Source organism: Natrialba sp. SSL1, assembly GCF_001861355.1.
GTDB lineage: Archaea > Halobacteriota > Halobacteria > Halobacteriales > Natrialbaceae > Natrialba.
Map to the genome: position 1 here is coordinate 388,560 of NZ_MASN01000030.1, position 16,329 is coordinate 404,888.

Sequence of the window (16,329 nt, forward strand, 5' to 3'; positions counted from 1 at the left end):
GTTACCGGGAGAGCGCAAGCTCACGTCGGTCTTCCGGTTTGAACGGATCGGAATAGCGCGACCAGTTGTCGTCCATCTCCGCATCGGTGAGCACGCAGTCGTCGAGTCGGTCGATCAGCCCGTCTTCGTCGAACTCGCGTGCGATGAAGACCAGTCGAGTCATTCGGTCGCCGTACTCCTCGTGCCAGTCGTCTTTCAGCCCGGGGCGGGCGGCGAAGTACTGCTCGCGTTCGGCCTGAGGAAGGTTTGCGAGCCACGTGCCAGCGGGGCCGGCACGGACGGAGGTGCCGGCTTTGTCGACGCCCATCGAGACGTCTTCGCGGCCCGCACTCCAGAGGAACCCCTTGGCGCGGATGATTTCGTCCGGCATGTCCGACAACAATGCGGCGATGCGTTCGGGGTGGAACGGCCGTCGGCGCTCGTAGACGAAGGAGGTGACCCCGTGTTCCTCCTGTGGGTCGTGGTGGTGATCGTGTTGGAGCTCGTGTTTCCAGCCCGCCGAGTTCTGGGCGCGCTGGAAATCGAATGTACCGGTTCCCAGAATTTCGTCCGGCTCGATGTTCCCGAACTCCGTGCGGATGATCTCCGCACGCGGTTGGAGCCGCTCGAGGACTGACTCGATCTCTGCAAGCGCGTCGTCGGGGACGAGGTCGCACTTGTTCACTAACAGCACGTCACAGAATTCGATCTGGTCGAGTAGGACTTCCTCGGGGACGCGACCGGACTGGCCCTCGAGTTCTTGATCCGTGAGAGCAGTGCCGGAGTCGAACGACTCCCAGAAGCTGTGGGCGTTGACCACCGTCACCATCGTGTCCAGTTCGTAGGTGCCGGTCGGATCGAATTCGGCATCCTCGAAGCCCATCGCGAACGTCTGGGCGATCGGAACCGGCTCGGAGATACCGGACGATTCGACCAGCAGGTAGTCGAATTCGCGCCGCTCAGCGAGTCGGCCGACTTCATCCAGCATGTCACCTCGCAGGCGACAGCAGATGCAGCCGTTGGACAACTCGATGACCTCCTCTTCGCCGCCGAGGTCGGACTGCTGGGTGACGTGCTCGGCGTCGACGTTTACCTCTCCCATGTCGTTGACGACGACGGCAACATCGAGGCCGTGATCTGCGGTCAGTACGTGATTCAAGACGGTCGTTTTTCCCGCACCGAGGCTGCCACTGAGGACGGTCACGGGAATAGGGTCGTCGGTCATGCGTCGATTGTGAATAAGATCCCCAGTGTTGTTAATTCTAGTTATTACGTACTGCTAGCTTATTGGATGACAAATCCTAATATCTGCTGTGGTGACATTCACAACCACGAATGCCCGTTATCAGCGTTTCCATGCCCGCAGAACTGATCGATCGACTCGATACCCTCGCCGAGCGCCACGGATATACGGGTCGAAGCGAAGTCGTCCGCGAGGGATCGCGAGTCCTGCTCACCGAATTTGAAGACGACCGTCTGGCGAACCAGCAACTCGCGGGAACCGTCAGCGTCTTCTCCGATTTCGAAACCCAGCCTATCGAGCGACAGCTAACGGCGCTTCGTCACGAATACGAGGGCAGTATCGCTTCGATCACCCACAGCTACGTTGGCGACTCCTGTCTCGACGTACTGGTACTCGAGACCGACTGCGACGAACTAGCCACAGTCGTTGGGAAACTCCGAGCGATCGATGGCGTTCAGGCGGTGGAATATTCGCTGGTACCGCTAGAGACGACTGGAGTATGACCAAGTGTGCCAGACCGGCAATGCTCTCCCAGAATTGCTATTAGAAGGCCAACTAAAAACCGTGACGTTGACTATTTGTCCACTAGAATCCCATTTTTATGAGGATACTCTCTAGCGATTTCCAATAGAAACATTCTCTTTGTACCACTGGAAGACTGATAAGAAGAATATCTCAAACAACGGCCAGAATAGTTAAATACTAGTAAAAAATCTTTATCAACCATCCTCGTTGTAGGTGGAAATATGAGCCCTCCAGCACCGTGCAGCGGTCCGATAGCTGCGGCTGCAGGTGAACCGAGTCGAGGAGACCGACGCCAGTCGTTTTCGTCGGTCCAGCAGTTATCCGTGCACCGTGATGGTGACAGCGATCACCTCCGAACGGCCCGTGCCAGAACGAGGACACAATGATCATTGCTGTCACCCTTACCGTGCTCGGATTGCTCCTGGGTATCGGCCTCGTACAGTCGTACGGACTCCGGTTGTCCGGCGTCCTCGTCGTACCGCTGTTCGCAGTGTACGTACTGTATGACTTCCTCGCACTCCCAGTGTTCGTACTCGGTACTGCTGCTGCGTACGTCGGACTCACGGTGCTCCAACAGCGGACACTGCTGTTCGGTCGTCAGTTGCTCCTCGCGAGCGTGGCGATCAGTATGGCCGTGCCGCTCGCCGTCTTCGGAGGGCTCGCCGCTGTCGGCGTTCCCGGGCTGGCGCTCTCGTCGTTTACCTTCGTCGGGAGTATCCTTCCGGGTGTCGCCGCGTACAACTACCACCAGCTCGATTCCGAGCGACGACGCGAGGACGTGCTGGTAAGCGGTGGCGCACTCATCGGGCTCGTCGCACTCGGTGTCAGTCTCGTGAATATCACGCTGACACCTACCGTTCGAGAACTCACACCACCGTTGCTCTACGCATCGGAATCTGACATCGCCGTCGCACGAGGGGCTGAGATCACCACCGATCCCAACCTCTTCATCGACGCGTCGTTCGGCCTCATCCTGGCCGTGTTGCTCTGTGGGATGCTCGTTTCGGAGGGTGCATACGGCCGCTGGGGAATCAGGCTCAACGGGATCATTGCACTCCCGTTACTCGCACTGTTCGCGCTCCAGTCGGCTGCGATCGTTCCGCTGTACATCGGCGGCATCGCCATCGTCTACGCCCTGCTGACGCTCGTCCACCGGACAACGTTGCTGTACGGACGCGTGTTGCTCTCAACCGGACTCGTCATCTCGCTTCTGGGTGCAGTCCCCGTGGCGATGGTGGCCCCGGTCGACTCCGCGATGCACGTGTTCTTCACAGCGATCCTGATCGGCATCGGTGCATACAACCTGCATCGAATGCCCCAGAAACACCGATGGACATCGATCCGGCTCTCCGCAGGCGCGTTCGCGATCTTCGCCATCGCCCTCCGGACAACGGTCGCTCCTGGCCCGAACGGGCTGCTCGTGACACACGTTCCGCTCCAGATGAGCGTGCTCGTCGTTGCCATCGTTGCTGGTGGCCTCACGGCGCTCCGTCTCGAGTGGCTCCGTTCACCGGACCGAGTCCAGCAGTCGATGTTCCGGAGTAGACACACCTGAGCACGCGATTGAGAGTCCCCTCTAAACACGAATGGCACCCCACGCACCACCGCCTAACACGTTGTATGGTGACACACCGACAGCGTTCCCACTCTGACACGTCGTCTCAACCAGACTATGTCAAACCCACCCCTCACAGCACTCCGGCAATCGATCACGACCCTCTCTGGACCGCTTATGCGGGCTGGACGGCACCTCCTGTCGCCGTTCACCCGCGGTCTCGAACACCGTCGCAGACTCGCGGACATCGACGTCAAGATCGTCGTCTCGGGAACCCGCGGCAAATCGGGTACCACCGAGCGACTGTACGACGTCCTTCGGGCCCGCGAGTACGACGCCTACGCGAAAGTCACGGGTAACCATCCCCTGTCGCTGTACGACGGGGACGAAAACGCTATCGATCGCGGCGAGCGCGTCACGCTCTACGAGAACGTCCGCGAGCTTCGCAAGTACGCCGACGCCGAGGCGTTGGTCCTCGAGAATCAGGGGATCACGGACTACACGACGCGAATGATGAACGAGGCGTTCGGCCAACCCGATGTCCTCGTCATCACGAACATCCGGCAGGATCACCGCGACACGCTCGGCAAGAGTCGCGAGACGATCGCCCGAGCGTTCGCGCGGGCTGCGCCACCCGGCACCCACGTGGTAAACGGTGAGCAAGACCCGGAGCTTCGCTCGTACCTAGAGCGTGAACTACAGGAGATCGGCGCGACCGTGACGCACGTCGACGTTCCCGACTGCCACCAGCACGTCCCGGGAGCCGAGTGCGTCTACGCCATCGACTGCGTCCTCGAGACGATCGGCGAACCGACCATGTCCGACGAGCGTCGAGCGTCGATGCTCGACGCCCTCGCCGTCGACTGGGTGCACGCCCTCGGCGGCCGCATCTACAACGCGGCCGACGTCAACGACGTCGAGAGTACCGAAATGGTCCGACAGTCGCTGGTCGAGGACGGCGAACAGATTCAGCCGTTCGTCTACCTGCGCCGCGACCGTCGCGCCCGGACGGCGTCGTTCCACGAGTATCTCGAGGAACTATTCCAGCAGGATGCACTCGAGCAGGCCCGTGTTGCGGGCAGCCACACGGACCTGTTCGCAGCAAAGGCGTCGTTTCCCGTAATCTGTCACGACGAGCAGACTGAGGCTGCGATCGATGTCCTCAACGAGATGCTCGAAGAGGACTGGCCGGTGCTGGTGATGGGGAATACCGTCGCCGAGTTCATGCGCGATCTCGACGACGAGATTGAGCGCCACGCAACCGATCCGGCGGCCGTGTGCGAGCGCGAACTCGAGTCCGAGTCCGAACGTGAGGCTGCGAGCGACGGCACTGCCAGGTGCGAGCGCGAACGCGATCAACAGTCGAACGCGCCAGCAGACGCCGCGATGACCGCCGACGGTCGGGAAGACACACAGTCCGGGCATGAGCCCGAACCCGAGCAGCGTGCCCCGGCTCAATAGCCGCTGGCCGCTGGCGGGGAACACGGCGACAGAACAGAGGTATCGAGCGGTAGAAAACCGCAGGGAGACGGGCATCTCCCATGCTCACAGAAACAAACCAATGACAGACGACACAAACGAAACCGGACGAATCGACACCCCGAAACTAACCCGCCGATCGGCGTTGACCGCCGCAGTCGGAACACCGGCGTTGCTCGGCCTCGCCGTCGGCTCGTACGAGGCAGCGACGCGAGTCAGCGACGGCGACGAGTTCGAGACCGGAATCCTCTGTCCGCTCGCTGATAACCAACCGTCGCTCGAGGGAGAGAAAACCGCAATCTCGGCCGATCCACGGCTGCTCTCGGCCCACGGGCTCTCGGCGGGACAACAGGTCCGGCTCGTCCGAAACGACAACGACGACGAGTTCGCCATCTACACGATCGTCGAGGAGCGCCCGGAGAATCCGTCCGACATCATCAGAGGCGGGACCGCCGCACGCAAGCGGCTCGATCTCGCGTCGGTCGAGCCGACTGATCCCGGCAACGACGACTGTCCGGAGCTCCTCCAAGCCTATACTGGCGACGATGAGGAGATCGACGTCACGGTTTCGACGACGATTCCAAATCCGGACCTCTCCGAAGACGAAGCGCGCGAACAGGGCGAGTTGATCGAACGGCTGGACGACCGGGGGTCCGACCTCCTCTTTCTCGCTCCCCACGGTGGAGCCGTCCAGCCAAAGACCGACCAGCAGGCCGAACACGCCGGCGAGCTTGCCGAGGCAACGTGCTGGCGGACGAAAGGGTGGGGCCCGAACGGAGTCAACGCCTTCCACCGATGGCACGTCCCGACGAGCGAACTCTCGCCGTCATCCTACCCCGAACTCGAGACGATCGCCGACGAGGAGTTCGAGCTCGCCGTCGACTTCAGCGGCGTCTGTGAGACGGGGATCGTCGTCGGCGGGACGGCTGACCGGGCACGCCGCGAAGCCGTGCGCGATTCGATCAACGACGCGTTGCCAACCTGTTCGGTGACGGCGACGCTTGCCGATGACGAGAGCGGAACCAACCAGGAACTGCTCAGCAATCGACTCGCTGCGGAAACCATCTACCTCGCACAGAGCTACGACGCTCGACGAGCCTACTGGGAGGAGATTTCGCTCGGCGTCGCCGCTGGACTCTCCGACGACGTCGTGTTGATGCAGCGACATAGCTGCTGAGCAGTTCGCTGGGAGCGACACACCACGCCACCACAACACCACGACACCACACCCCAACCCCGACAGTTTTTCACTGCGATCTGGATCGGTTGTAGCTCTCGAAAGACACACCGCAATGAGAACGTATGAGTATGAGTACGACTACAACTAGCGACTTTCGGAAATTAACAACAGATGTGCAAGAAGCGCCCCGCTACGAACCAGCATTCAAAGACGAATTCGGAGCACAACTATCGCCGCCGCCAACTGCTTCGAACCGGAATCGCGGCAACTGCACTCAGCGGGTCCGGATTCGGTTCCCGAGCACTGGCTGCCGACTCGGATCCGGCGACGAAAACAGGGACCGGAACGAAGACGACTGCTATCACGACCAAACGAACGACCATGACCACTCCACTGAGCTGTAACGGCGAAACGACCTACTGGGACCGAACCGTCGAGGAGGTCGACGACGAATGGACGACCCGCGCTGCAACTGATCGTTACTGCTCGCTCCCGTGTGAGCTCCTCGACTCGAGTACACTCGAGATCGGCCAGCAGATTCGGTTGTTTCACGACGCTGGGGGCGGCTTTGCGAACGCCATCTACACCATTGCGTCGGACCACGACAGCGAACACCTCTGGCTAACCGACCACGGTCTCGATCGCATCGGTGCCGGAGATGGCGACACCCTGACAGTTGGCCAGCTTGCGACCCATCCAAACTACGAGACGCGACAGAGTGCGCGGCTCAACGACGAGTACGCGGAGTATCTCGTTGGCGACGATGACGATGTCGATGGTAATGACGATACCGCCGCCACCGACGTGCTCGCACTCGCCCCCCACGGCGGCTACGTTGAGTACGGAACCGACTGGCAGGCCAAACGCGTCGTCGACACGGCCGGCGGCCTCGCCTGGATCTGCGCGGGCTTCAACGACGGCGGCGGCGCGCTCGACCGGTGGCACGTCCACTCGACGGATATCCACCACGCCTCGTTTCCAGTCCTCAACGACATTCGCCACCGGGAGTTCGAGTGGAGCGTCGCCTTCCACGGCTACACGAGCGACGCCATCCTCGTCGGCGGTACCGCAAGCGAAGACGACCGGGCACTCGTCGCCACTGCACTCGAGGAGGCCCTACCCGAGACGCCGGTCGAACTCGCGAGTAGTGACGCGACCAGCTACGCCGGTGCAGCACCCGAGAACGTGCTCAACGAGGTCGGAACGATTGGGCAAACGATTCAGCTCGAACAGCCGATGAACGTTCGGCAAGAGCAGTGGGCAGCTGTCGCGGATGCCGTCGCGAGTGCACTCGAGGAACTGCACTGAAAGCTGACGACGGATCGACTCGAGTGTAGCGAGAGAGCCCCAATTCCGAAGAAGTGTTGGACGCCGAAGCCAGGAGTCGAACAGGTGCGAGGCGGTCGGCCTCACTGTGTTCGGCCGCATGCGACTCGCGTGTTCGAGTCTGCTTGTTTCGCTGTTTTTCTTGGGTTTTGCTCGGAGCTATCGCTCCTCGCAGGTAACGATTCGAAAAACAGCGACACTGGAACGCTCTGCCGGAATTATGGCCTGAGTACTGCGAGTTGTTTGTCGAAGAGATACTCTTTTGCCCAGTTGATCCCGGCGCGTTGTCCGTTCACTGGGTCTCGAAACCGAATTTCCATTTTCCCAGTTGCAGCCTCCGAGACGGGTACGAGATACCGATTATCGTTGAGTGGGTCGTAGACCGCAAAGTACTCCGCACGACCATCGTACCCAGTCCGATCGTATCCGTCCCCTCGGCGGCGTGTGCTCACCGTCTCAAACGCGACTGTGCCCTCGCTCTTCTGATACGCTGTTTTGCACTGAATTCGGTGGAACTGACCGGCGATTTCGACAACGAGATCGTACGGTTCGTTGTCGTAGGCTGGAACGAGAACGGGAATGTCGCGGATTACGAACGCAGAACGGATGATCGCCTCGGTTGCTTGACCGCGCTTTTGCGGTTCTTTGAGTGACTCATACCATGTCGTTCGATCAGACATACCGCTATTCGATGCGGTATATGGTATAAACCATCAGTTAGAGAACAGTCAATATGTCAACTGGACGGTGAAAATCGGAAAAGCGCCGAAGCCAGGACTCGAACCTGGGACAACCTCGTATCTGCGGCGGACAGGCAGTACCTGAGTCGCCGTAACAGCGAGGTGCTCTACCATCTGAGCTACTTCGGCTCAACTCGTGATTGGAGGGTTCATTTGATAGGGCTTTCGTTTTCGCCTCCGGTGGTTCGACACCCTTTCACGCACCGCACGAGTAGATGCGGGAAAATGAGCGACGAGGATGCAGACGCCGGCGCTGATGCAGACGCCGACGCAACCGCTGGCGACCGTGATGCCGGAGACACTCGAGACGAAGACAACGGCAACGGCAGCGGCAACGGCAACGGGGGCGCTGCCAGCGACGAGTTCGCCAACGTCGTCGCCACCGTCCGAGACCGCGTCGACCCCGACAAGGACGAACGCGAGCGACTCCGTGCCGTCGCCAACCAACTCACCACCCGCGCCAAAGCCGCAGCGACCGAGCTATGCGACGACGCAGACGTCATCCAGGTCGGCTCCACCGCGAGAGGCACCTGGATCAGCGGCGACCGCGACATCGATGTCTTCGTTCGATTCCCACCCGAACTCGACCGGGAGACACTCGAGTCCTACGGCCTCGAGGTTGGCCACACCACCCTCCCCGAGGGCCACGAGGAGTACGCCGAACACCCCTACGTTAAGGGCACCGTCGAAGGATTCGACGTCGACGTCGTCCCCTGCTTTCGGCTCGAGTCGGCCACCGAAATCAGATCGGCCGTCGACCGAACGCCGTTCCACACGGAATACCTGCGCCAGCGCCTCGACGACGACCTCGCCGCCGACGTGCGCGTCACGAAGCAGTTCCTGAAAGGCATCGACGCCTACGGCAGCGACCTCCGAACGCGGGGGTTCAGCGGTTACCTGACCGAACTGCTCGTCTGCGAGTACGGCGGCTTTCGCCCGCTCCTCCAGGCCGCCGCGGAGTGGCAGCCGCCGGTCGAACTCGACCCCGAGGACCACGGCCGTGAAACCTTTGCCGACCCGCTCATCGTCATCGACCCTACCGACCCCGAACGCAACGTCGCCGCAGTCTGCTCCCCCGAGAACGTCGCCCGACTCCAGCACTACGCCCGCGCGTTTCTCGACGAGCCGGCACTCGAGTACGTCGAGCCAGCCGACCCCGATCCGCTGTCCGAAGCCGACCTTCGCGAGCACCTCGAGCGCCGCCAGACGACGCCGGTTGCGATCCGATTCGATGCGCCGGACCTCGTGGAAGACCAGCTCTACCCGCAGCTTCAGAAGTCGCTCGACGGAATCACACAGGGGCTCGACAATCGCGGCTTCGACGTCTTTCGCGCTGCGGCGTTCACAGACGAGACGGCCGTTGTGTTCGCCGAACTCGCCGTCGCCGAGCGTCCCGCAGTCGAGCGCCACGACGGGCCGCCAGTTCACGTGCAGGGCCACGCCGAGGGGTTCTACGACGCGTACGAGGACGATTCAGACGCCTACGGCCCGTTCATCGACGGCGACCGCTACGTCACCGAGCGCGAGCGCGAATTCACGAGCGCACGTGAGTTTCTCGAGAGTCAGCGTCTCTTCGACGTTGGCCTCGGCGCGCACGTCCAGACAGCACTCGAGTCCGACTACGAGGTGCTAGTGGGCGACGAAATTACAGTGCTACTCGAGGAGTTCGGTCGCGAGTTCAGGACGTATTTCGAGCCGCGGCCCTGAGTAGGGCTCGAATCGCTGCAAGCGGCATGACACGTACGGAACGAAAGAGGGGACGAAGACGAGCTACAGCTCGATATCTAACTCGTGTTCCTCAAGAACCGCCTCGAGTGCGTCTTCGACCGCCTCGTCGATTTCGGCGTCGTCGTCCGGCCCGATCGGTTCGCGGCCGTCGAACGTCTCGTGGACGATCGAGACGCTGTCTGCGAGGACATCTAGTCCGTAGCCGCCTTCGAGAACGAACGCGAGCGGTGCATCCAGTTCGCCAGCAAGGGTCCGGACACGATCGGTTAGCAGCGCGTAGGCCTCCGTCGAGAGCCGAATCCGAGAAATCGGGTCGTGACGGTGTGCATCGAACCCCGCGCTGATGAGGAGGAGGTCCGGATCGAACGACTCGAGCGCGGTCGCGATTGGGCCGTCGAACGCGGCGAGGTAGCCCGCGTCGCTCGTGCCCGCAGGCATCGGGATGTTCATCGTCGTCCCTGCACCGTCACCGGAGCCGGTCTCCTCGACGTCGCCGGTGCCGGGATACAGACCCTGTTCGTGGATCGAGACGAAGAACACGTCGTCACGGTCCTCGAAGATATCCTGTGTTCCGTTGCCGTGGTGGACGTCCCAGTCGAAGATCGCGACGCGGTCGACATCGTACTCCTCGTGGTCGAGTGCGTGCTGGGCGGCAATCGCGACGTTGTTCGCGAAACAAAACCCCATCGCGTCGTCGGGGACGGCGTGGTGGCCCGGCGGTCGGCCGATCGCAAACGGCGTCTTGCGACCTGAATCACCCGCAAGTGCGGCGTCGACGGCCCAGCAGGCCTGCCCGGCGCTGGCACAGACCGCATCCCAGGTTGCCTCGACCGCCGTCGTGTCAGGGTCCCAGTTGCCGCCGCCGTCGTCACAGAATTCCTTGACCGACTCGACGTAATCGCGGTCGTGGACGGCCGCAATGTCGTCGATCGGACAGACGTCTGCCTCGACGTACTCGACGCCGTGTTTCTTCTTCAGGCGCTCTCGAATGGCACGCAGCCGGTCGGGCGACTCAGGATGGCGCGGACCGGGATCGTGTGCGAGGCAGGCCTCGCTGTAGCCGAATTGCATCTGCTGTCACTCGAACAGCGAGAAGTACGTCTCGATGTCGTCGTCGATGATCGTGCGCCGATCGGCGTGGTGTGCGAGAATCGCCGCCGCACCTGCGACGTTGTCGGCATAATCCTCGAGAATGTCCGCGAGCGCGACGCGAGCATCCATCGAGACGCGATACTGGTCGTCGATCTCCAGTCTGGCGATCCGGTCGACCGGCGCGACTGGTAACTCGAGTTCGTTCTTGTCGACGACGGTTTCGACGCCGAAGTCGGCGGCCATCAGCGTCTTTCGGCCCTCGTCAGTGGCACACTCGGCCGCGTCGATCGCGAGTTCGCTCCCGTGGTCCTGGATCCGGGCTGCGAGTTCCTGGGACGCATCGGCACTCACCCGAAGCTCGCCCGCGTTCCGGCGGATAATCGTATCCACGGGGGCGAACGGGAGTTCGACGTTCATACCATCATAGGTGAAGTTAACGCCCTTAACGCTTTTCCTCGCCGCTTGACAGCGCAAGGGCTGCTTAGAATACGTCGTTTGCATCGAGGCGGCCATCCCGAACGACGCCGCGTGCGGTGACTTCCTCACCAAGACCCACGTCGACATCGGTGTCGACGCTCATCGTCGTCTCGCCGTCGTCGAGAACGACCGGGTTGCCAGCCTGCACGACGACGCCGGTGAACTCGGTTTCATCGCCGCCGTCGCCGGTTCCAGTTGCATCGTCGGCCTCGGTAGCTGTCGTCGTGGTCGTGGCCGCACCATCGCCATCCTCACTCGCCGCGTCAGCTGTCTCGGCGTCGTCGGACGCATCGCCCGCAAACGCGCCGAGTCCCGCATTCTCGTCGTCACCGCCGCTCTCGTCGCCGCCCGTCGTGCGCTCGGAGTCGGACTCGAGTACCGTAATCGTCGACTGCCAGCCTGCGGAAGCTTCGAGATCGTCCTGCCAGCCGTCCTGAATCTCGACATCGCCGAGTGCGACTTCATCGCCCGGCCCGATGTCGATATCAGCCTTCTCACCCCAGAGCGCGACGCGGATATCGCCGGTCGCGTCCTGGACGCGGATGTTCCGCACCTGCCCCTCGGAGCCGTCGTCGCGGTCGAACGTCCGTTTCGGGTCCGCCGAGCGGACGACACCGGCGAGGTCGACCTCCTGTCCGATTTCGATGGACTCGATAGACGTACTCTCCGGGACGTATTCGACCTCGGCGTCGACTTCTTCGACTGCGCCGCGGTTACCGACGTGGAGTTCGAGGCTGCCGTCGCGCTCCTTAACGTAGCCGTCGACGACTTCGACGGTCGTCCCCGTCTCGGTCTCGGTCGCGAGGTCTGCCTGTTCGTCCCACAGCGTTACGCGGACGCGCCCGGTCGAGTCGCCGAGTACGAGGTTCGAAACGCGCCCTTCAGAGCCGTCGTCGCGGTCGAACGTCCGGACGGTCCCCGTATCCAGAACCAGCCCGACGAGGTTGACGTTCGAGAGCCCAAGCGAGAGACTCTCGACGGTGTGCGTGTCCGACACCTGCACGTCGACCTCGGTGTCCGGATCCGGTTCGACCTCGTCGACACTGACCTCGACGCCGCTGAAGCCGTCCTTTGGCCGACCCTTGATTCGGAGTACCTGGCCCTCCTCGAGTTCCCCGAGTGCGGCCTCGGCGTGTTCGTCCCAGAACGCCGCGCGCACGGAGCCGGTTTCGTCGGCGACTTCGACGTTGACGACCTGGCCATCCTCGTCCTCGCCGTCGCGTTCGAACGTTCGGCGCTCGCCGATCGAGAGCACCTTGGCGACGAACTTCGCCACCTCCATACTGGGTTCGATGTCGGCGATGCCGCCGACCTCGCTCTCGCCGATTTCGTGGGCGATCAGCATCGCCGCGGTTTCCTCGTCCGCGAGCCCCCCCATCTGCTCGACTTTCTCCTCGACGGCCTCGCGAAACTCTTCGAGAGAAACGTCGGCCTCGAGATCTTCGTAGACGCCCTCGATATCGCTCATTCTATGCTCGTGCAGGCGTAGCCCGCGCATAAGCGTTATCCATTCGATGTGTGCGATGGACGCGCGGAGACTGTTGGCCGCCTCTGCCCATGCTCGACGTGGCGATCACGCCAGATTCGGAAGCCTTGCCAGACATCTCGGACGGATCACCCGCCTCGAGTGTCCGACGCGCGCCGGACGCAACTCGAGTGCAACTCGTCTCGATTCCCTTCATCATCGTGCGTACCGCATGATGGGCCTGTCATCCTATTTGAATGTGCGCAGGTCGTCGATCAGGGTCGGTACTCGAGTACGGGCGTTCGTGCTACCGCCAGCACGATTTGCGGTGGGATAAGGGAGAGTGGGACGCCGAACGGTGTCGTGGGAGAGTTAGACAGGCACAATCGGCCGAAACGGGCCCGTTCACCGGTTGCTTTCGAAAGGGCTTTAATGTCCACGCGGCTACGAAGAGATGAGTCCTGATAGGGTAGTGGACTATCCTCTTGGCTTGCGGAGCCAGGGACCGGAGTTCAAATCTCCGTCAGGACGCTCACTTATCACGGACGCTTCGTATTGCTCAGCGCCCGCTTTTGCGTTCGGTCCTGACGTGCCCAACGCTCGCTACCGCTCGCGTTGGACTCCGTCAGGACGCTTTTCCGAACACAACAACGACGAGCGGAGCGAGTCGTCCGTGTTCGGGAAACGGACCCGGAGAATTTGAGCAGACGAGTTGCAGCCCGAAACGGCGCTTTGCGCCGCACGCTCGGAACACCTTAGCGAGTTTGAAGGTCTGTCAGGACGCATGCGCATAGGGCTATGACATCGTGTTCAGCCGCCGGTTTGCGTTTGAGTTGGGGATGTTCAGTGTTTGCGACTGCCCATGTTAGATACCAACAACTCGCCGCTTCCGACACCAACGGGGAGGTAATACCGGCGGTGAGCCGATACCAGCTGGTGCGAGAAGGGGTACATATAGTCTGTTCCCAGACGGTGCTGTTTCCAATAGTCATTTCCTAAACTGAGGAAACACAGTCTGGATTTAGATAGCTTTTTATGAGACGGTGTGGCCCATCTTCCAAGAAGTGGGATGGATTCGAAAGTACACCATCGGACGAACTCGACTGCGGGATCAACAGCAATGGCACAGTACGATTACGACACCGACCACACCGCGTCGCTCGCGGTGATTGAAGCCGTGTCGACAGCTACCGACTGTGACCCGACCGAGCTGCCACCGCTGTACGATACTATCGATCCGGATGCACTCGACGCACTCTTTTCGGACCAGACTGCAACCGATGTCCGCCCAGAAATCTCATTTACGTACGATCAGTACGAAGTAACGATTAGCCGGACCGAGGTTCAGCTCTCCGTCGAGGTCATCCAGTAAGGCCGACGCGCCGCGTTTTTTCCAACTCGAGTCGTCACCAGATCGCAGACGTGAGCGGCAGCCGTGTCGACGCCAGTTGCATGGGACAGTCCTGATGCTCAGCGTGAAAAATTGGTGAGAGGAGTAAGCCCCCTTCTGTTCATCCCGGCATTCGGCTGAGCGTCCACGCCGTCACGGCAAAGCCGTGGGCGTTCGGGCTACCACGGCGTGGACTTGCACCGGTGAGGGTTCGCCGTTCCATCGATCCTCGGCCGTCTCTGTGTGATCGATCGTGACGAGCACGATCCACGGTTTCGAACCGTGAACGCGGACCACACACCGCTCGGCGGCTCGCGCGCCAGAGGCGCTTTGAGTCGCCTTCCCTCTGCGGGTTGACTCCCCTTCCTCTCGGTCGGGTTCGCACGCATCATCGGTCGGGCCGAGACGTGTCGTTTCTGTTCCAGAGCCAGCGGTCTCCCGCTCCGGACTTGCGTCCGGTCACCTGCCCGAACAGGTGGGGGGACTTTCCTCGCGAGCGTTGCGCGACTCGGGGAGTCGGGCAACGTTAAGAGCGTTGGGCAACCCGGAGGGGTGGCCAACGGTAAGAGCGCGGGCTACCCCGAGGGGGTAGTCCGCGTTGTACAGCCATCCCGTTGCCAGGATCGCCGCCGCGGCAGCCAGGCTCTCTCTCCATCATTTCTAGGTGCTAGTAGCGAATAAGTCCCTCGGTCGAAGCCACGGCCGACTGTCGATAGCCACAAAACGTGTCACTACCGGAACGCTACCACCCGGTGGTTTGACTTTCGAAACGAATGGAAGCGTTTTAGGACGGCTGTCTCATGTACACGTGTATGTCCCAGGGACAGGGCGTCAACCTTTCCTACGAAGACGGTGCGCGAGCGGTCGAACTCGCGCGTGAAGCCGTCGAATCCTACGTCGAACACGGTCAACGAGAACAACCAGGGAGCATGCGCGAGAGCTTCTACGAGCGAACCGGTGCGTTCGTTCGACTCGAGTCCACCCGCGGTCGCGGCAGCCTACGCGGCTGCGCCGGCGGCTACCGTTCGGGTGAACAGCTCGGTCACGTCATCGTCGACGCGGCGATCGAGGCCGCCAGCGAGGACTCCTGTGGCTCCGAGATAAGCCCCTCCGAGTTGCCAAATCTCACGGTCTCTGTCTGTGCGGTCAAAAACGTCGTCCTCACCGACGATCCACTCACGGATATCGAACTCGGCACACACGGTGTCGCCATCGACGGCGGTGAGGGTGGCTGGCTCTACCCGACAGTACCCGTCGAAAACGGCTGGAGCGAACGCGAGTACCTCGATCGGACCTGCCGCAAGGCCAAACTCGCACCGACTGCCTGGCAGGACGACGACGTCGTCGTCACGCTGTTTGAAGGGCAAGTCTTCCGCGAGCGCGAAGCTGACGGGAGTATCGAAGAACTGTAGCAAGGCCAACACCAACAACACTGTCGCGTCCTTCCGTTGGTAACAGCCAGGTTGGATTCTACCACTAGCCGGTAGCAAGGAGTTTGGAGTACACAGTAGTGGTCGCTAGTACCCCGTGTAGCCAGAACAACTAATCTCCCACCGACTCGAGAACGGTACCAATGGCGGGCCAACCGCAACTGCTCCCCGAGTTGGTCGGAACGGCGGTCGCTGTCGGATACTGCCTCTGGGTGTACGGGATTATTGCCGGCTACCTTCCCGTCTGGTCGACCGGTATCCTCGGAATCGCAGCGATCCCGATCGTACTGTGGCGGGCGGACTGTCGCGGCGTCTCCGAATCGACAGTCTATGCAGTGACCAGAGGTGTCGTCGTCACACTTCCGGGACTGATACTGCTGCTCCTGCTCTCGGGCTTCGGACGTCTACTCCGGTCGAGTTTTCGCGTGTTCAGGGCGGAGCCACTCGCTCGGATGCATTCGGAGGAACAGGTCGATCCGTCGCTCTCGATGATGCCGGTTGCTGACGTAACTGTCCCCTACAGTCTCCTCTTTGGCGAGTACTTCACCGGCGAGTCGACGATCGCCGAGGAAGCCTTCGCGTTCGTCGTCTTCGATCCATACCTGTTGCTGATCGCAATGGAAACGACGGTGCTGTTCGTGCTCGGCTGTGGTATCAGCGGCCTCTTGTATGGATGGCGGCGACGACCCGTCTCAGAACCCGAGTCGGCTACCAGCTAAC

14 protein-coding genes, 2 tRNA genes and 1 other RNA gene are annotated in these 16,329 nt (G+C 61.6%); 10 read left to right on the forward strand and 7 right to left on the reverse strand.

All coding sequences use genetic code 11. The annotated features are described in order from the left end of the window. Position 1: 1 nt before the first annotated feature. The gene (locus tag BBD46_RS09955; RefSeq protein ID WP_071401541.1) at positions 2-1,204 is read right to left on the reverse strand and encodes a GTP-binding protein; all 1,203 of its coding nucleotides are present in this window, start codon (positions 1,202-1,204) and stop codon (positions 2-4) included. Positions 1,205-1,314: 110 nt separating this feature from the next. On the opposite strand from BBD46_RS09955, the gene BBD46_RS09960 reads away from it, so the two are divergent. From BBD46_RS09960 to BBD46_RS09980, 5 genes are all read left to right on the forward strand, one after another. Next, the gene (locus BBD46_RS09960; RefSeq protein ID WP_071401542.1) at positions 1,315-1,725 is read left to right on the forward strand and encodes a CopG family ribbon-helix-helix protein; all 411 of its coding nucleotides are present in this window, start codon (positions 1,315-1,317) and stop codon (positions 1,723-1,725) included. 404 nt (positions 1,726-2,129) lie between these two features. Then, the gene (locus BBD46_RS09965; protein WP_071401543.1) at positions 2,130-3,302 is read left to right on the forward strand and encodes a poly-gamma-glutamate biosynthesis protein PgsC/CapC; all 1,173 of its coding nucleotides are present in this window, start codon (positions 2,130-2,132) and stop codon (positions 3,300-3,302) included. A gap of 117 nt (positions 3,303-3,419) precedes the next feature. After that, positions 3,420-4,763 carry a Mur ligase family protein gene (locus BBD46_RS09970; RefSeq protein ID WP_071401544.1) on the forward strand — a complete coding sequence of 448 codons (1,344 nt, stop codon included), beginning with the start codon at positions 3,420-3,422 and terminating at the stop codon, positions 4,761-4,763. A gap of 100 nt (positions 4,764-4,863) precedes the next feature. Next, on the forward strand, positions 4,864-5,958 hold the full coding sequence (locus BBD46_RS09975; protein WP_071401545.1) for a poly-gamma-glutamate hydrolase family protein: 1,095 nt from the start codon (positions 4,864-4,866) through the stop codon (positions 5,956-5,958). A 384-nt stretch (positions 5,959-6,342) separates the two neighbouring features. Further along, a complete protein-coding gene (locus BBD46_RS09980) occupies positions 6,343-7,269 on the forward strand; it encodes a poly-gamma-glutamate hydrolase family protein (RefSeq protein ID WP_253184540.1) in 927 nt (308 codons plus the stop codon). 236 nt (positions 7,270-7,505) lie between these two features. On the opposite strand, the gene BBD46_RS09985 is transcribed toward BBD46_RS09980, so the two are convergent. Beyond that, positions 7,506-7,967 carry a group I intron-associated PD-(D/E)XK endonuclease gene (locus BBD46_RS09985; RefSeq protein ID WP_071401547.1) on the reverse strand — a complete coding sequence of 154 codons (462 nt, stop codon included), beginning with the start codon at positions 7,965-7,967 and terminating at the stop codon, positions 7,506-7,508. An 83-nt stretch (positions 7,968-8,050) separates the two neighbouring features. Beyond that, positions 8,051-8,156, reverse strand: a tRNA-Asn gene (locus BBD46_RS09990). Between the two features lie 96 nt (positions 8,157-8,252). Between BBD46_RS09990 and cca the strand changes: the two genes are divergently transcribed. Then, positions 8,253-9,734 (forward strand): CCA tRNA nucleotidyltransferase, encoded by a 1,482-nt coding sequence (cca, locus tag BBD46_RS09995; RefSeq protein ID WP_071401548.1) that lies wholly within the window; start codon positions 8,253-8,255, stop codon positions 9,732-9,734. 63 nt (positions 9,735-9,797) lie between these two features. Here the strand turns inward: cca and BBD46_RS10000 are convergent, their stop codons facing one another. The 3 genes from BBD46_RS10000 to BBD46_RS10010 form a co-directional block, all read right to left on the reverse strand. Next, positions 9,798-10,826, reverse strand: a complete 1,029-nt coding sequence (locus tag BBD46_RS10000; protein WP_071401549.1) for a histone deacetylase family protein — start codon at positions 10,824-10,826, stop codon at positions 9,798-9,800. 6 nt (positions 10,827-10,832) lie between these two features. Then, positions 10,833-11,264 carry a histone gene (locus tag BBD46_RS10005; RefSeq protein WP_071401550.1) on the reverse strand — a complete coding sequence of 144 codons (432 nt, stop codon included), beginning with the start codon at positions 11,262-11,264 and terminating at the stop codon, positions 10,833-10,835. 64 nt (positions 11,265-11,328) lie between these two features. Continuing rightward, positions 11,329-12,792 carry a single-stranded DNA binding protein gene (locus BBD46_RS10010; protein WP_071401551.1) on the reverse strand — a complete coding sequence of 488 codons (1,464 nt, stop codon included), beginning with the start codon at positions 12,790-12,792 and terminating at the stop codon, positions 11,329-11,331. Between the two features lie 455 nt (positions 12,793-13,247). Between BBD46_RS10010 and BBD46_RS10015 the strand changes: the two genes are divergently transcribed. Both BBD46_RS10015 and BBD46_RS10020 read left to right on the forward strand, forming a co-directional pair. After that, a tRNA-Arg gene (locus BBD46_RS10015) sits at positions 13,248-13,320 on the forward strand. Between the two features lie 589 nt (positions 13,321-13,909). Then, complete coding sequence (locus BBD46_RS10020; protein ID WP_071401620.1) at positions 13,910-14,161, forward strand: HalOD1 output domain-containing protein; 252 nt, start codon at positions 13,910-13,912, stop codon at positions 14,159-14,161. A 112-nt stretch (positions 14,162-14,273) separates the two neighbouring features. Here BBD46_RS10020 and rnpB read toward each other — a convergent pair. Next, positions 14,274-14,833, reverse strand: an RNA gene (rnpB, locus tag BBD46_RS10025) — RNase P RNA component. 158 nt (positions 14,834-14,991) lie between these two features. Here rnpB and BBD46_RS10030 point away from each other — a divergent pair. After that, the gene (locus BBD46_RS10030; RefSeq protein WP_071401552.1) at positions 14,992-15,591 is read left to right on the forward strand and encodes a TIGR00296 family protein; all 600 of its coding nucleotides are present in this window, start codon (positions 14,992-14,994) and stop codon (positions 15,589-15,591) included. A 161-nt stretch (positions 15,592-15,752) separates the two neighbouring features. Continuing rightward, positions 15,753-16,328 carry a hypothetical protein gene (locus BBD46_RS10035; RefSeq protein ID WP_071401553.1) on the forward strand — a complete coding sequence of 192 codons (576 nt, stop codon included), beginning with the start codon at positions 15,753-15,755 and terminating at the stop codon, positions 16,326-16,328. The last annotated feature ends 1 nt before the right edge of the window (position 16,329 follow it).

Bases quoted from the DNA above. Each gene is read 5' to 3' on its own strand.
- BBD46_RS09960 (WP_071401542.1), top strand. From the start codon at position 1,315: ATGCCCGTTATCAGCGTTTCCATGCCCGCAGAACTGATCGATCGACTC.
- BBD46_RS10020 (WP_071401620.1), top strand. From the start codon at position 13,910: ATGGCACAGTACGATTACGACACCGACCACACCGCGTCGCTCGCGGTG.
- BBD46_RS09955 (WP_071401541.1), bottom strand. From the start codon at position 1,204: ATGACCGACGACCCTATTCCCGTGACCGTCCTCAGTGGCAGCCTCGGT.
- cca (WP_071401548.1), top strand. From the start codon at position 8,253: ATGAGCGACGAGGATGCAGACGCCGGCGCTGATGCAGACGCCGACGCA.
- BBD46_RS09980 (WP_253184540.1), top strand. From the start codon at position 6,343: ATGACCACTCCACTGAGCTGTAACGGCGAAACGACCTACTGGGACCGA.
- BBD46_RS09985 (WP_071401547.1), bottom strand. From the start codon at position 7,967: ATGTCTGATCGAACGACATGGTATGAGTCACTCAAAGAACCGCAAAAG.
- BBD46_RS10035 (WP_071401553.1), top strand. From the start codon at position 15,753: ATGGCGGGCCAACCGCAACTGCTCCCCGAGTTGGTCGGAACGGCGGTC.
- BBD46_RS10010 (WP_071401551.1), bottom strand. From the start codon at position 12,792: ATGAGCGATATCGAGGGCGTCTACGAAGATCTCGAGGCCGACGTTTCT.
- BBD46_RS09965 (WP_071401543.1), top strand. From the start codon at position 2,130: ATGATCATTGCTGTCACCCTTACCGTGCTCGGATTGCTCCTGGGTATC.
- BBD46_RS10000 (WP_071401549.1), bottom strand. From the start codon at position 10,826: ATGCAATTCGGCTACAGCGAGGCCTGCCTCGCACACGATCCCGGTCCG.
- BBD46_RS09970 (WP_071401544.1), top strand. From the start codon at position 3,420: ATGTCAAACCCACCCCTCACAGCACTCCGGCAATCGATCACGACCCTC.
- BBD46_RS09975 (WP_071401545.1), top strand. From the start codon at position 4,864: ATGACAGACGACACAAACGAAACCGGACGAATCGACACCCCGAAACTA.
- BBD46_RS10030 (WP_071401552.1), top strand. From the start codon at position 14,992: ATGTCCCAGGGACAGGGCGTCAACCTTTCCTACGAAGACGGTGCGCGA.
- BBD46_RS10005 (WP_071401550.1), bottom strand. From the start codon at position 11,264: ATGAACGTCGAACTCCCGTTCGCCCCCGTGGATACGATTATCCGCCGG.